The organism is Nocardiopsis sp. NPDC058631, from assembly GCF_042716955.1.
Taxonomy (GTDB): Bacteria; Actinomycetota; Actinomycetes; order Streptosporangiales; family Streptosporangiaceae; genus Nocardiopsis.
On record NZ_JBHXQY010000037.1, the window covers coordinates 41,119 to 55,396 of the forward strand.

Annotated in this window: 12 protein-coding genes; 4 read left to right on the top strand and 8 right to left on the bottom strand. The window is 70.1% G+C overall.

Going from position 1 to position 14,278, the window contains the following annotated elements:
• Positions 1–266: 266 nt before the first annotated feature.
• From ACFWTE_RS14580 to ACFWTE_RS14610, 7 genes are all read right to left on the bottom strand, one after another.
• On the bottom strand, positions 267–1,016 hold the full coding sequence (locus ACFWTE_RS14580; RefSeq protein WP_378779865.1) for an SDR family NAD(P)-dependent oxidoreductase: 750 nt from the start codon (positions 1,014–1,016) through the stop codon (positions 267–269).
• Positions 1,017–1,204: 188 nt separating this feature from the next.
• Complete coding sequence (locus tag ACFWTE_RS14585; RefSeq protein ID WP_378779866.1) at positions 1,205–1,561, bottom strand: hypothetical protein; 357 nt, start codon at positions 1,559–1,561, stop codon at positions 1,205–1,207.
• Positions 1,527–2,345 (bottom strand): ABC transporter ATP-binding protein, encoded by an 819-nt coding sequence (locus ACFWTE_RS14590; RefSeq protein WP_378779867.1) that lies wholly within the window; start codon positions 2,343–2,345, stop codon positions 1,527–1,529. The genes ACFWTE_RS14585 and ACFWTE_RS14590 overlap by 35 nt, the downstream gene beginning before the upstream one ends.
• A complete protein-coding gene (locus ACFWTE_RS14595; protein ID WP_378779868.1) occupies positions 2,342–3,208 on the bottom strand; it encodes an ABC transporter permease in 867 nt (288 codons plus the stop codon). Before ACFWTE_RS14595 ends, ACFWTE_RS14590 begins: the two co-directional genes overlap by 4 nt.
• On the bottom strand, positions 3,205–4,059 hold the full coding sequence (locus ACFWTE_RS14600; RefSeq protein WP_378779869.1) for an ABC transporter permease: 855 nt from the start codon (positions 4,057–4,059) through the stop codon (positions 3,205–3,207). Before ACFWTE_RS14600 ends, ACFWTE_RS14595 begins: the two co-directional genes overlap by 4 nt.
• A complete protein-coding gene (locus ACFWTE_RS14605) occupies positions 4,056–5,195 on the bottom strand; it encodes an ABC transporter substrate-binding protein (protein WP_378779870.1) in 1,140 nt (379 codons plus the stop codon). Before ACFWTE_RS14605 ends, ACFWTE_RS14600 begins: the two co-directional genes overlap by 4 nt.
• Positions 5,196–5,429: 234 nt before the next feature.
• Complete coding sequence (locus tag ACFWTE_RS14610) at positions 5,430–6,404, bottom strand: LysR family transcriptional regulator (RefSeq protein ID WP_378779871.1); 975 nt, start codon at positions 6,402–6,404, stop codon at positions 5,430–5,432.
• Positions 6,405–6,962: 558 nt separating this feature from the next.
• On the opposite strand from ACFWTE_RS14610, the gene ACFWTE_RS14615 reads away from it, so the two are divergent.
• Complete coding sequence (locus tag ACFWTE_RS14615; RefSeq protein WP_378779872.1) at positions 6,963–7,667, top strand: hypothetical protein; 705 nt, start codon at positions 6,963–6,965, stop codon at positions 7,665–7,667.
• A gap of 249 nt (positions 7,668–7,916) precedes the next feature.
• Here the strand turns inward: ACFWTE_RS14615 and ACFWTE_RS14620 are convergent, their stop codons facing one another.
• Complete coding sequence (locus ACFWTE_RS14620; protein WP_378779873.1) at positions 7,917–9,521, bottom strand: OmpA family protein; 1,605 nt, start codon at positions 9,519–9,521, stop codon at positions 7,917–7,919.
• 1,573 nt (positions 9,522–11,094) lie between these two features.
• Here ACFWTE_RS14620 and ACFWTE_RS14625 point away from each other — a divergent pair.
• The 3 genes from ACFWTE_RS14625 to ACFWTE_RS14635 form a co-directional block, all read left to right on the top strand.
• Positions 11,095–11,442 carry a MerR family transcriptional regulator gene (locus ACFWTE_RS14625; RefSeq protein ID WP_378779874.1) on the top strand — a complete coding sequence of 116 codons (348 nt, stop codon included), beginning with the start codon at positions 11,095–11,097 and terminating at the stop codon, positions 11,440–11,442.
• A 416-nt stretch (positions 11,443–11,858) separates the two neighbouring features.
• Positions 11,859–13,508, top strand: a complete 1,650-nt coding sequence (locus tag ACFWTE_RS14630) for a molybdopterin-dependent oxidoreductase (protein ID WP_378779877.1) — start codon at positions 11,859–11,861, stop codon at positions 13,506–13,508.
• 69 nt (positions 13,509–13,577) lie between these two features.
• A partial coding sequence (locus ACFWTE_RS14635) for a fasciclin domain-containing protein (RefSeq protein ID WP_378779875.1) occupies positions 13,578–14,278 on the top strand: 701 nt, incomplete at its 3' end.

Here is a 14,278-nt window from a genome sequence, read left to right on the forward strand (position 1 = left end):
CACGCGGCTCCGTGGCCGGTGTGGCTCGGTGTGGCCGGGTTCGCTGGTGTTGCGCCCCGCGTTGTCGCGTCTGCCGTTCCTCCCATGGGAAAAGCACCTGGGGAACTGTCCGCCCCGCCGGGTGGCCGGGTGATGGCGGCGGCTCCCGGGAGCGTCTGTGGCACGCGGTTCCGTAGCCGCGCCGCCCCTGTGACGCGGGGGTGTGCGCCCGTGATCCGGCCGGCGGGATCCGGGGCACCGTGCGTCCGGGACCGCGCGTGGTCCGGTCAGGCCGCCAGGTACCCCCCGTCCACGGGCACGACCGCGCCCGTCACGAACCCTGCGTCGGGCCCGCACAGGAAGTCCACCGCGCCCGCGACCTCGCTCGGACGGCCCCAGCGGCCCATCGGCGTCCGGTCGAGGATGCGCGCCTCGGCCTCGTCGTCCTCCCGGATCCCCGCGGTCAGGTCGGTGCTGATCCACCCCGGCGCGACCGCGTTGACCCGGATGCCCTCCGCCGCCCACGCGACCGCCAGCGACCGTGTGAGCTGCGAGATGCCGCCCTTGCTCGCGCTGTAGCCGGGCACCAGCGGACCGCCGAAGTAGCTCAGCATCGACGCGATGTTGACCACGCACCCGCCCGAGGCGGCCAGCGCAGGACGGGCGGCCACGCACGCGCGCATCACGGACGTCAGGTTGACCTCCACGACCCGGGCGAACACGACCGGGTCGAACTCGTCCCCGCGCCGGATGATCCCGACCGCGTTGACCAGGGCGTCGATCTCCGCGAACCCTCCCAGGTAGGCCTCCAGGGCAGCGCCCCCGGTCACGTCGACCTCGGAGACCGCAGCCCGCCCACGGAGCGCGGGCGGAGCGCCACCCGCCCGCAGTCCGCCCACGGCGACGTTGTCGCCGCGTTCGACGAACCGCTCCGCTATGGCCGCGCCGATGCCGCTCGTACCGCCGACGACGACGACCGTGCGGGGGCGGTGCGCGTCGCCCCGACTCCCTTCGGTGCCCGGGTGCTGGCCTTCCATGGCTCCTCCGACTCTGCGGCCGACGGTCTCACGCCGGCATGGGGTGTGTGGGGATCGCGGTGTTGGGGATCCGGTGCGGTGGTCTCCGCGGGCTTCCGCCCCGGGGCCGCCGGGCGACCGCCGACGCTGTCAGGGGCACCGGAGGGTGTCCGCGCCGGTGTGGGCGGAGCCGACGGGTTCACGGGGCCCTACTCGGGTTCGGGGGCGACCAGGGCGTCGATCCAGTACTCGCGCGCCAAGGCGTCCACCCCCATGGGCGAGACTCCGCGCAGGTGGACGACCATGTCGTCGGTACCGGCGACGCGCCCGTGGTTCTGGAGTCGGAGGATGTGGTACCGCTCGGGCACGAACCCGAGGACCACGTCCACGTCGAACCTGCCGCGCTCGTCTGGGGTGTCGCCCAGCCCCGGCTCGGCCTTGCCGATCGCCTGGAACCCGAGCCACCCCTGGTACAGCAGCACGGCCAGGGCCACCACCGCGATCCTGCGCAGGGCCGTGCTCCTGAGGGCCCTAGCCCACGTCGACGGGGCTGTCCGAGTCGACACGGGCCCCACCCCCCGTCGCCGCCACGCCCGAGAGCAAGTCGTTGATCCGGGCGACCTTGTCCCGGAACTCCGGGAGGTCCACCGCCTCGCGCCAGGTGCGCGGACGGGGAAGGTCCACCGTGACGATCTCCTGGACCGTGCTCGGCCGACCGGACAGGACCACCACCCGGTCGGAGAGGAACACCGCCTCGTCGATGTCGTGGGTCACGAAGAACACCGTCGGTCTCCGCTCCTCGAAGATCCGGGTCAGATCCTCCTGGAGCCTGCGCCGGGTCTGCGCGTCGATGCTCGCGAACGGCTCGTCCATGAGCATCACCGCGGGCTCGTTGGCCAGGACCCGGGCGACGCCGAGCCGCTGCTGCATGCCGCCGGACAACTCGTGCGGGTACTTGCGCTCGAAGCCGCCGAGGCCGACCAGTTCCAGGTACTCCCGGCCGCGGCGCTCGCGCTCGGCGCGCGCGACGCCCTTCATACGCAGGCCGAACACGGCGTTCCCGAGCACGGTCTTCCACGGGAAGAGGGCGTGGCTCTGGAACACGACCCCGCGGTCGGGCCCCGGACCGGACACCGGGCTCCCGTCCACCTCGACCGCGCCGCCGGTGGGCTCGACGAAGCCCGCGACGGTGTTCAGCACCGTGGTCTTGCCGCAGCCGCTGGGGCCGAGGACGGAGACGAACTCACCGCGCTCCACGGCGAAGGACACGTCACCGATCGCGGTGACCTCCTCCCCCGAGTAGGCGTCGGTGTAGACCTTGTTCAGGTTCTCGATCACCAGTGCGGTCATCCGTCACCCTCCATGCTTCGCACCATCCCCCACCGTTCGACGGTGGCCTTCTCGAACGGCGCCAGGATGAGCGCGTCGAGCATGTACCAGAGGATTCCGAGCACGATCATGCCCAGGAAGACCTGGCTGACGTCCCCGACCCGGCGGGCGTCGAACATCATGAAACCGATACCGCTGGTGCCCACGATGATCTCCGCGGCCACAAGCGCGCGCCATCCGTAGCCGAGCCCGGTGCGGACACCGCTCGCGACCGCGGGCAGAGCCCCGGGGAGGAGGACCTCCACGAACACCCTGATGCGTCCCGCGCCCAGGCTGCGGGCCGCGCGGATCAGCTCGCCGGGCACCTGTTCGACCCCCGCCACGACGCTGAGCATGAGCGGAAAGACGATCGTGTAGACGATGACGAACGTGACGGAGGTCAGGCTGAAGCCGAACCACACGATCACGATGGGCAGCCACGCGATGTCCGCGATGGCCTGGAAGAACAGCAGGATCGGCCAGACGGCCTTGCGGACCCGCAGGGACATCGCGGTCAGGAAACCCATCGGCAGGCCGATGAGCAGACCGAACCCGACCCCGTGGCCCAGCCGGGTCAGGGAGTCCGACAGGTAGCCGGGCAGAACGCCCTTGCGGAGCAGGTCGCCGACCTCGGCGACGACCCTGTCGGGGCCGACGAAGAAGGCGTCCGGGAAGACCCCCGCCTCGGCGACCAGCCACCACAGGGCCACGACGGGCATGAACGGCCCGAGGGTGCGGAACACGCTGTTGCGGGAGAGTACCGCCCAGCACCGCCTCGTCAGGGGTGCGCGGCGGGCCTCCGGGCGGGCGCCGAGCGGTGTTCCCCTCTCACGGGTCGCGGTCATCGCGCGCCCCCCGTCATGCCCCAGCGTTCGATGGTGCGCCTCTCCAGCGGGGCCAGGAGAAGCCGGTCCATGATCAGCCACAGGACGCCGATGACGACCATCGACGCGATGATGACGTCCGTGGAGAAGGTCTTCTGGGCCAGGAAGAGCGCGTACCCGAGGCCGGCGCTGCTCGCGATGATCTCGGCGGCCACCAGGCCGCGCCAGCCGTAGCCGAGCCCGATCCGCAGCCCGCTGACCACACTCGGCAGCGCCCCCGGCAGAAGCACCTCCCAGAACATCCGCCACCGGGTCGCGCCCATGGACCGGGCCGAGCGCAGCAACGACGTGGGGATGCGCCGGACGCCCAGCATCGTGTTGTAGGCCAGCGCGAAGAACATGGCGTTCCACACGATGAAGATGACGGCGCCGTCACCGTAGCCCAGCCACAGGGTGGCGATGGGGATCCACGCGATCCCCGCCAGCGCCACGGAGAACCGCAGCAGGGGCGAGAAGAACGCGGACAGGGCCGGGCTGGCGCCGAGCGCGACACCGAACGGGAGTCCGGTCGCGATGGCGACGGCGCTCCCCGTGAGCACCCGGTACAGGCTCGCCCCGAGGTGCTCGGCGAGCTCACCGCTCGCCGCCATGTCGGCCAGTGCGGCGGCGACGTCGTCGACCTGCGGGAAGATCCGCCGGGGAACTCCGGTGAGCTCGACCGTCACGGCCCAGAGGGCGATCAGGGCCACGAACGGGAGCGTGAACCACAGCGCGGGTCCGACGAACCGGGCCCCGGGGCCGCGCCCGGCCCTCCGGGCCACCCGGCCGCCGGGCGCGGTACGCCCGGCGGCGGGCACAGGGTCGGGGGTCATACCGAGCACGACTCCTGGGCGATCTCACGGACGAAGTTGTACTCGGCCTCGACGGCCGCGGCATCGGGGATCTCCGTGAGGTCCTCGAAGAGCTCGGGGTTCTGCTCCATGACCGACAGGATCGGGCCGGGCTCGAAGTAGTCGTTGATGTCGAAGTCGAAATCGATCTCGCCCTGGTTCGCGAGAAGCTGGCCGACCGTGTCCAGCGCCAGGTAGTTGCAGGCCGAGAAACGGGGGTCGAGCTGCGCGACGTTGTACTGCATGGCTTCCTGGGCAACACCGAGCTCGGTGCCGGTGAGCCACTGGACGGCCGAGGACGCCGCGTCCTCGGGGTTCTCCCGGATCCACTGGTCGGAGGCGGCCCGTGCGGCGAGGAACTCCTCGACGGCCTCGGGGTTCTCCTCAAGGAAGGTCGGCGTGGTCACGATGTAGCCGATGAACGGGATGTAGCCGCCGCCCCTCAGGACGGTCTCCGAGCCCTCGACCTGCTCGGTGATGGTGATCGGCCAGGGGTCCCAGATGACGGCTGCGTCGATGCCGCCGGTCTCCAGGGCCACGGCCATGTCCGGCGGGGCGGTGTTGACGAGCTCGACGTCGTCCGTGTCGATGCGGAGGTCCTCCAGCAGCCCGAGCAGGTAGAGGTGGTTGATGGAGCCGACGGAGACACCGATCGACTTGCCCTCCAGCGTGGACAGGTCCTCGGGGTCGATTTCGGAGCCCTCGGCGGCGACGATCGCCGCGGTCTCGTCGATGCTCCGCTGGGTGGCCGAACCGGTGTAGTTGCCGATCAGGCTGAGTTCGGCGCCCTCCTGCGCGGCCGCGATGGCAGGGGTACCGACCTGGACGATGTCGACGTCACCCGCCTCCAGGGCGTTGATCGCGTCGACGCCGGTGGGGAAGGGCTCGGCGAGGGTGACATCGAGGTCACGTTCCTCGAACAGGCCTCGCTCGGTGCCGATCGGCAGACCGATCTGGTCGATCGCGGAGACGTAACCGGCGTTGATGCTCGTCAGGGGACCCGCGCCCGCGTCGGCGCCCTCGACGTCGTCGTCGACGGTCGAGCCCCCGGTGCAGGCGGTGAGCAGAAGCACCGACGAACACGTCGCGGCGAGGGACAACTGGGAAAGTCGAGGCATGGACTTCTTCCGATCACGCAGGGTGGCACCCTCCCGGCCCCGGTGGACCACGACCTACCAGGAAAGATCGAGGAATGGCTGTCGCCAACCACGAACAGGGCAGCGGAGAGTGAAAAAGGGGAGGCTCGGAAGGGATGACGGTTCTTGCCGGTCGGAATCCCCTCCGCCGTTTCGCGTGGTTGAGGCTACATCCGCGCAACCTCGGCGTTAAGTCCCATTCCGTGATAGCGGTATTCAAGAAGTGAATACTGTGCCTGTTGAACGTTTAGGGGGCGCGATGACTTTCACGGTGCCTCGGGGGCTCGGCTGCTCCGTGATGGTCCGCAGGACACTGCGGGCGGCCGGAGTGAGCGGACGGGTCGAGTCCCAGCACACCGCGACCCGGCGTTCCGGCGGCCCTTCCAGGCGTCTGATCCTGACCCCGCTGGTGTCCGAGATCGACGCGGCCAGCCAGTTGGTGACACCGACCCCGATGCCCTCGGCAACCATCGACACCAGCGTCTGCGGCTGGTTGGTGGCCTGGATCGGATCGATCTGCATACCCCGTTCCTGAAACACCCGGTAGGACTCGAACTCCGAGGTCTCCGGGGCGTCGAGCCGTCCGATGGACACGATGGGGTGGGCCGCGACAGCCTCGACGGGGACCGGGTCGGGCACGTTCCCGAGGGGGTGGCCGTCCGCGTGCAGGACCACGAGCGGCTCGGACCACAAGGGCAGGCTGGTGACGGAGGGGGACGCGGGCCGGGGCGACATCGGGCGCAGGTAGAGGTCGATGCCACCGCCCGCGAGGGCCTCGTCGAGTTCGAGGGTGGAGCGTTCCACGAGGACCACCTTGACGTCGGGGTCCTCGGCGAGGAGGTTCTTGAGGAGGCCGGGGACGAACGCGGCGCTGGCGCTCGGGTAGGAGCCGAGGGAGACGATGCCGCGCGTACCGCCGCGCCAGGGGGCCATGGCGGACTCTGCGGACTCCAGGGCGCGGAGCACGTTGCGGGCCTGGGCGGCGAGGGCGTCGCCCGCCTCGGTGAGGCGGACCGGGCGCTTCTTCCGGTCGAACAGGGGCTGACCGATCTCGCGTTCGAGTGCGGCCACGTGCTGGCTGACACGCGGCTGGGACCTGCGGGTGGACTCGGCTGCGGCGACGAAGCTCCCTGTGTCGATGACGGCCAGGAAGGAGACGAACCACTCCAGGCGGATGTCCGCGTCGAGCATGGTCGGGTCTCACTCTCGAAGATGTTCACACGGGGGACAGGGGACGGGGGCACTGCACGGCCCCGGGCAGCAACCGGAGGCCCGGGATGTCGGGACCGGCCTGAAAGGAACGGCTGCAATCGGAGAAGCCGAGATCAGAAGGGCGGAACAGGAGGTCGGGGATCAGGGCGCGCGTTGTGGGAATCGGGGGATCGGCTTTCCGTGCCTCGGAAATCGGGATGCGGGAAGGTTTCGCGTGGGTGGAGCGTGACACACGCTATAACCACCAGAAGCAGAAAGCGTTCACCGTTTTGCCCCATAAGTAAACAAAAAGGACTTCTTTCGGCAACGGTGTCGCCTATGCAGGATTCTGGTCCCGGCCTACCGGGAACACACACGGATTCCGTTGCCGCGACCCCCTGCCGGGAGCCCGGTGCCGAGCCCCGTGCGACCGGGCGCCCGGGGCGGGGCCGCGACGGCGTCCCCTCGATGGGGAGACGGGGAACTTGCTAGGTTTCCGTGTGTCCCCCGTCGGCGCCACTCCCGTCCGCCCGGCGCTCCCCGAACCGAAAGCCACCCATGCGACTGCTCCCGTCCTCTCCCCTGTCGTGCCTGGGCACGGCCGTCGTCGCCGTCGTCGTCGGCGGATTCGTCCTCGTCGGCTGCGACGTGGTCGACACCGACGACTTCGACATGGACTTCAGCTTCTTCTCCGGAGACGGCGAGGATTCACCTGATGAGGACCCCAGCGCCAGCCCCAGCCCCGGGGAGGGGGAAGAGGAGGAGGCCGAGGAGGAGGCCTCGTCCTACGGGCTTCCCGAGTCGTGCGAGGCAGCCGGGGCCGCAGAGGCCGTCGGGGACCTGGCCCCCGGCCCCGTCCTCGCCGAGGACATCGGCCCGGTGGAGGGGATCGCCGACGCCGAGCAGGTCGTGTGCTCCTTCAGCGACGGAAGCGGAACAGCAGGCGCTCCCTCCCTCACCCTGGTGTTCACGGCCAACGCCGACCCGAGCACCAACCCGGACGTCGTCCAGGTGCCCGGTGCCGAGGAGGAGATGAACTGGGAGGTGGACATCGACGTGGACGTGGACAGCTACCACACCGACGAGTCCGACTCCCTGGGCGGCGATTTGGAGTACGTGGGCACCGTGGACGGTTCGAGCCGCAACCTGTACCTGTCGCTGCCGGGCGACCTGTACGTGACCGTGGTCGCCTATGGCGAGGAGATCCCCCGCGAGGACCTGGAGCGCATCGTCATGCAGGCCGCCGAAGGCGTCCGCGGCTGACCGCTCGGGGCGGGTCCGCGCGGGATCGTGCGGACCCGCCCCCCGTGGCCGCTGGACTCCGCCCGGCGGGGCCGGCACGGAACCCGACAGGCCCGATCACACGGCGAGGGGCCGCCAGCGTCGCGCTGACGGCCCCTCACGGGTTTCCGGGGGTTTGGCCGGACCTCTGCTCCGCCCCGGGATTCCCAGGGCTCTCAGGAAGCCTCAAGGGCACCTGGGGCCCCGGCGGCCCCGTTTCGGCGGGCAACCCTAGTACTCGACGGGGATCTCCTCGAACTCGCCGAACGGCCCCGCCCGCAGGGTCAGCTCCTCGACGTCCACCGGCGGAGCCGGGAAGACCGCGACGAGGTTGTAGGTGTTGCCCGGCTGGAGCATGTGGACCTCCTCGGCGAAGCTGCTGTAGCGGTCCTCCCCGAAGTCCATCTGCGCCACATAGCGCACCAGCCCGTTCTCCGGCTCCAGGAGCTGGAAGCCGCCGAGGGTGCCCTTGTTGAACTGCTCCGGACCACCGGCCTGGACGGCCTCCTGGCCGCCCATGTCCGGGATGGTCGGCTCGTCCGTGGTGTTGGTCAGCGCCACCGTGCCGATCACGTACGCGCCGTCGCGGCGCAGCGGGTAGACCTCCAGGCGCACCCCGTCCAGCTCGCCCTCGGCCACCACGGACCCGGGGTCGGCGTCGTACGGGGCCGGCCAGGTGACGTTGCGCTGCGCGACGCCCAGCCCGTCGTCGTCGTACTCCTCCTCCTCTGTCGCCTCGACCGTCGTGTTGAACACGTACGAGAATTCGACGCGGCGGTTGCGGGCCCGGGCCTCGTCGTCGTCGGGGCCTCCCTCACGGGCGACCGGTTCCCGCTTGCCCCGGCCCTCGACCTCCAGGGTGAAGTCGGTGCCCAGTTCCTCGGCGAGCAGGTCGCGGACGCTCTCCGCCCGCTGGACCGAGAGGGTGTCGTTGTAGGAGTCGTCCCCGATGCCGTCGGTGTGTCCGATGACGGTGATGGTCGGCTCGTCCGGGTCGACGTTCGAGGCCAGGGTCGTGGCGGCCCTGCGCACCACGTCCTCGGCGTCCGCCGTCAGGTCGGAGCGGTCGAACTCGAACATGACGTCCGAGTGCAGGGAGATGATCTCCCGGTCTCCGTCCCGGGTGGTGGAGGCGATCTCGGAGTCCACGAAGCTCTGCACCCAGCCCTCGTCGGCCACCGCGTCCTCGTCGGGGCGTCGGTTCACGAAGGTGAGGTTCTCGCCACGGGGCGGCGGGTTGTCCAGGCTGAGGTGGTCGGGACCGTTGGGGTTCTCCGGGTCCGGCTGCTCCTCCTCCACGTCCTGGACGGGGATACCCGTCATCGCGCCGAGGCCGCTGCCGACGAAGGTCACCTGCTCGACCTCGTCGGGGATACGGGGGAAGTAGCGCACGTACTCGTTGGTGACGCCGTCGTGGACCGGGTACAGGCCGTCCTCGTTCGGGCTCTCCGAGCCGTACTTGAGACCCCCGTCGTCCAGGAACTGCCGGTAGACCCGGCCGCTGAGCGGGTCGACGAGGGTGTCGGCCATGCTCAGGTTCCGGTTGGGCCCGGAGAACTCGTCGGGGTAGGTCACCTCGTAGTACATGACGGTGTAGTCGTCGGTGCGCTCCAGGCCGGTGACCGCGAAGTGCATCTCCGTGTCCTGACCGGTGTCCTGGAAGATGCGCCCCTCGCGGACGTAGGGGAACTCCTCCCTGACCGTCGGCGGCCCCGACGCGTCTCCGAACGTCTCGGACCACCAGTCGGATATGTCCGCGGTGATCGTGCAGCCGCTGAGCAGCAGGCTGCCCGAGACCATCAGCGCGACCACGGTGATGGGCGTCTTCCGCGCCATGTGGGGGAACTCCGATCGTTGAGGGAGGCGTACCGGCAACATCCTCCAGCACCCGGGGGGCCGAACCGACCGCCCCGTCCCCGGTTGGCGTGATACCGGCCGCTCGGAGGGGGGATGTCCGGGAATCGGGCGAGGGGGAAGGAGTCTGAACCGGCATGAATGGTTGATCCACCAGGCTGCCCTCTTCGTGGTTCCTGCCGTTCCGGCCCCTGCGCGGCGCGGGTGCCGGGCCGCAGGGGCGCCGGCTTCCGTTCCACGCGTTCCCGCCGTGGAAGACGCCGGCTGCCGGGCGATCCCGGACCTCCGGGAAACCCTCCCCGGCCACGATCGGAAACTTGTAGCGGCTGGAGTAGACATGTCTTTCTCGCGCTGCTACATTTCCTGTCGTAGCCACAGAGACACACGGCTGGACCACCGGATACGCCGGTGGAGAGCAGGACGGCTCGACGGTGTGCACGTGCTTCAAGACACCGGGAGCCGGTAGGACAGAAGTACCGCAGGAAGGCTCGACCGGAGCAAGGTTGCACAGCACCGGGAGCCGGTAGCACCGCAGGATCGCAGCACAGAAGTACCGCAGCACCGCAGCACCGCAGGAAGGCCCGACCGGCGCGCTTGGCAGTACGGCGCCGGGAGCCGGTAGTACAGCAGGACCGCAGCACAGAAGTACCGCAGGATCGCAGGACAGAAGTACCGCAGGAAGGCCCGACCGGCGCGCTTGGCAGTACGGCGCCGGGAGCCGGTAGCACCGCAGGATCGCAGGACAGAAGTACCGCAGGAAGGCCCGACCGGAGCAAGGTTGCACAGCACCGGGAGCCGGTAGTACAGCAGGACAGAAGTACCGCAGGATCGCAGGACCGCAGGAAGGCCCGACCGGCGCGCTTGGCAGTACGGCGCCGGGAGCCGGTAGTACCGCAGGACCGCAGCACAGAAGTAAAGCAGGACGGCTCGACCGGAGCAAGGTTGCACAGCACCGGAAGCCGGTAGTACAGCAGGACCGCAGGAGGGCTCGACCGGAGCAAGGTTGCACAGCACCGGGAGCCGGTAGTACAGCAGGACCGCAGCACAGAAGCACCGCAGGACCGCAGCACCGCAGGAAGGCCCGACCGGCGCGCTTGGCAGTACGGCGCCGGGAGCCGGTAGCACCGCAGGACAGAAGTACCGCAGGATCGCAGCACAGAAGTAAAGCAGGACGGCTCGACGGTGTGCACGTGCTTCAAGACACCGGGAGCCGGTAGGACAGAAGTACCGCAGGAGGGCTCGACCGGCGCACGGTTGTACGGCGTCGGGAGCCGGCAGGACCGTAGGCGAAGGCAGTGCACGTAAATGAGATCGAGAGGAGTAGATGCCATCAGGATCGCCCGGGTGTGGGAAGTTCCGCTCGGGTACCGCAGGCCCCTGAATCGGAAGAAGGTGGTCCACGGTCACACAACCGCGATCCCCGCAATCCCGAGCCAGCTTGACCTCGGGCCGCGGAAGACCGGCAGCAGCCGGTAGGTGGTATTAAACTCTCGGGCCCCAGCGCAGTACCGCGCTGGGGCCCTCGACGTGCGTTCAGGAGAAAGAAGACACGCACTTGCCCCGTCCCGACACCGGTGACCGGTTCGACGATGACGACTATCCCGCCTACACCGTGGGCGGCGCGGCCGAGATGATCGGCACCACGCCAGCCTTCCTGCGCGCCCTGGGTCAGGCCAAACTGATTGAGCCGCTGCGCTCGGAGGGCGGGCACCGCCGCTACTCCCGCTACCAACTCAAGCTCGCCGCCCGGGCGCGCGAACTCGTGGACGAGGGCACACCGATCGAGTCCGCGTGCAGGATCATCATCCTGGAGGACCAGCTGGAGGAAGCCCAGCGGATCAACGAGGAGCTGCGCGCCACCGGACCGGAAACCCCGGGAGAGCGGAACGAGAGCCCGCGTTAGGCACCGGATCCCGTTCCGGTGACCACGCACGGCAAACCCCCGCAACAAGGCGTTGTGGGGGCCGCTTCCGTGCATCCGCCTCACCCGGTTCAGCCGGCTCGCGACTCCCCCTGCCCCGGCGGCACACTCGACCCCCCTCGGGCGTGATCCACGCCGCTCACCGGCTCGCACCTCGGGCCCACAACGCCCGTGGGGCTCCGCCGGCAGGTACGCGGAGGATGCACGCGGTGGAGGTGCGCGCCACCGACTCCACCGGGTACACGCGGTCCTCCGCCGAGGTGGAGACGATCCCGAACGGCGCCGAGGGGTGGCACCGCACCCGCTTCAGCGCGACATAACCCCAGTTCAGGGCCCTCCGAGAGAAACCTCCGGAAAAAAGTTCCCAACCGACCCATCCGCCGGTCCGCCGGGCCCGAATACCCCACGTGACCACAAAGACACGCGGGACGAGAAACCCGCCACGCGACAGGCGACGGACCGTCGTCGGGACAGTCGTGGGGTTCCTCTCCGTCGGTGCCTCACTGGGCGCCGCCGAGTTGGCCTCCGCACTGACCCGTACCGCGTCACCGGTGGTCTCGGTCGGCGACACCGTCGTCGACAACACACCGCCGGCCCTGATGGAGCTGGCGATCTCGCTGTTCGGAACAGCCGACAAAGTCGTACTGGTCTCCGGAATCGTGATCGTGCTCCTCGGTGTCGGGGCCGTGCTCGGCGTCGTGGCGCTCCGGCGCCCGGCGGTCGGGTATGCGGGGCTGGCGGTGTTCGCCGCGGCGGGACTCGCCGCCGTGCTCCTGCGCCGCGCCGACGACCCGGGGGCCGCGGTCCCCGTGCTCGTCGGCGCGGCGGCAGGGGCTTTGGCCCTCGCGCTCCTCCTCAGGAGTGCAAGGGGCTACCTCCGCCCGACGACGGCACAGGAGCCGGACGGGCCGGGCGCACCCGGGATGTCGGACGCGGAGAGGGACCGGAACACTGCCGTCCCCCTTCCGGGACCGGCGCAGGGACCCGGGAGGCGAGGCTTCGTCCTCACGGCGACGGGGGTCCTGGCCGCGTCCGGAACCGTCGGCGCCCTCGGATGGCGCCTGCCCTCGGTCGTCGGTGACACGGGCGGACAGTCCACGCTCGCCCTCCCCACCGCCGCGCGTCCCCTCGCACCGCTGCCCGCCGGAACCGACCTCGGGGTACCGGGCCTGAAGCCCTTCAGCACCCCCGGCAACGACTTCTACCGAATCGACACGGCCCTCACGATCCCCCGGGTGGACCCCGCGCGGTGGACCCTGCGTGTGCACGGCATGGTCGACCGGCCCTTCGAGATCGACATGGACGAACTCCTCGCCGAAGAGCTGGTCGAGGCCGACATCACCCTGACCTGCGTTTCCAACCAGGTCGGCGGGGACCTTGCGGGCAACTCCCGGTGGCTCGGGTTTCCCCTCGCCGACCTTCTGCGCCGCGCCGGCGTCCACGCCGACGCCGACCAGATCCTCAGCACCTCCCGGGACGGGTGGACCTGCGGCACACCCACCGAGGTCGTCATGGACGGACGCGACGCGCTCCTCGCCGTCGGCATGGGCGGCGAGGCCCTGCCCCCCGTCCACGGGTTCCCGGCGCGCATGGTCGTGCCCGGCCTGTACGGGTTCGTCAGCGCCACCAAGTGGGTCACCGACATCAAGCTGACCCGGTTCGCCGTCGAGGAGGCCTACTGGGCGCAGCGCGGATGGGGTGTGCGCGCGCCGATCAAGACCATGTCGCGGGTGGACGTGCCCGCCCCGCTGGGTCGCGTCGACTCCGGCGAGGTCGTCCTCGCCGGGGTGGCCTGGGCCCAGCACACCGGGATCGACGCCGTCGAGGTCCGCGTGGACGACGGGGAGTGGGAGACCGCCGAGCTGGCCGCGGTCCCCGGCATCGACACCTGGGTCCAGTGGATCGCCGAGACCACCGTCGACCCCGGCCCGCACACCGTCGAGGTGCGCGCGACCGACTCCACCGGCCACACCCAGCCCTCTGAGCGGGTCGACCCGGTTCCCGACGGAGCCACCGGGTGGCACCGCGTCCGGTTCACCGCTGAGTAACCACGCTGACGCTGCCCTCCAGGCAGTGGTTTCAGTCAATCGAAGTTCACACAGTTGAAGGAGAGAACCATGATCCGCAAGAACGCTCTCACTGCCACCGCAGCCGCAGCCGTCCTCGCCTTCGGCCTTTCGGCCTGCGGCGGGATGGAAGGCGACACGGAGGCCGAGACCCCGGCCGCGGGCGGCGCCGAGGAGAGCCCGGGTACGGAGGAGACCGAGGGCACCGGCGGCGAGATGCAGGAGGTCGGCGAGAACTTCGGCCCCGGTTGCGCCGACGTGCCCACCGACGGCGACGGCAGCTTCGAGGGCATGGCCCAGGACCCGGTCGCGACGGCAGCGTCCAACAACCCGCTGCTCTCCACCCTCGTGACCGCTGTGGGCGAGGCGGACCTCGTCGACACGCTGAACTCGGCGGAGGACATCACCGTCTTCGCACCCAGCAACGACGCCTTCGAGAAGATCCCGCAGGAGGACCTGGACGCCCTCCTCGCCGACAAGGACCAGCTCACCGAGGTCCTGACCTACCACGTGGTCGAGGGCCGCCAGGCCCCCGCCGATCTGGAGGAAGGCACGTTCACCTCGCTCCAGGGCGACGACGTCATGGCCGCCGGGTCCGGCGAGGACTACACGGTCAACGACGACTCCGCCGTGGTCTGCGGCAACGTCCAGACCTCGAACGCGACCGTCTACATCGTCGACACGGTGCTCATGCACGGGGGTCAGAACAGCGGGGTCGGGGGGATCGGTCCGCACGGCAGCTCCACTCGGAT

What these genes read in the sequence shown, in the direction of transcription:
- ACFWTE_RS14600 (WP_378779869.1), bottom strand. Translation starts at nt 4,059, where the DNA reads ATGACCCCCGACCCTGTGCCCGCCGCCGGGCGTACCGCGCCCGGCGGC.
- ACFWTE_RS14580 (WP_378779865.1), bottom strand. Translation starts at nt 1,016, where the DNA reads ATGGAAGGCCAGCACCCGGGCACCGAAGGGAGTCGGGGCGACGCGCAC.
- ACFWTE_RS14605 (WP_378779870.1), bottom strand. Translation starts at nt 5,195, where the DNA reads ATGCCTCGACTTTCCCAGTTGTCCCTCGCCGCGACGTGTTCGTCGGTG.
- ACFWTE_RS14590 (WP_378779867.1), bottom strand. Translation starts at nt 2,345, where the DNA reads ATGACCGCACTGGTGATCGAGAACCTGAACAAGGTCTACACCGACGCC.
- ACFWTE_RS14620 (WP_378779873.1), bottom strand. Translation starts at nt 9,521, where the DNA reads ATGGCGCGGAAGACGCCCATCACCGTGGTCGCGCTGATGGTCTCGGGC.
- ACFWTE_RS14595 (WP_378779868.1), bottom strand. Translation starts at nt 3,208, where the DNA reads ATGACCGCGACCCGTGAGAGGGGAACACCGCTCGGCGCCCGCCCGGAG.
- ACFWTE_RS14610 (WP_378779871.1), bottom strand. Translation starts at nt 6,404, where the DNA reads ATGCTCGACGCGGACATCCGCCTGGAGTGGTTCGTCTCCTTCCTGGCC.
- ACFWTE_RS14615 (WP_378779872.1), top strand. Translation starts at nt 6,963, where the DNA reads ATGCGACTGCTCCCGTCCTCTCCCCTGTCGTGCCTGGGCACGGCCGTC.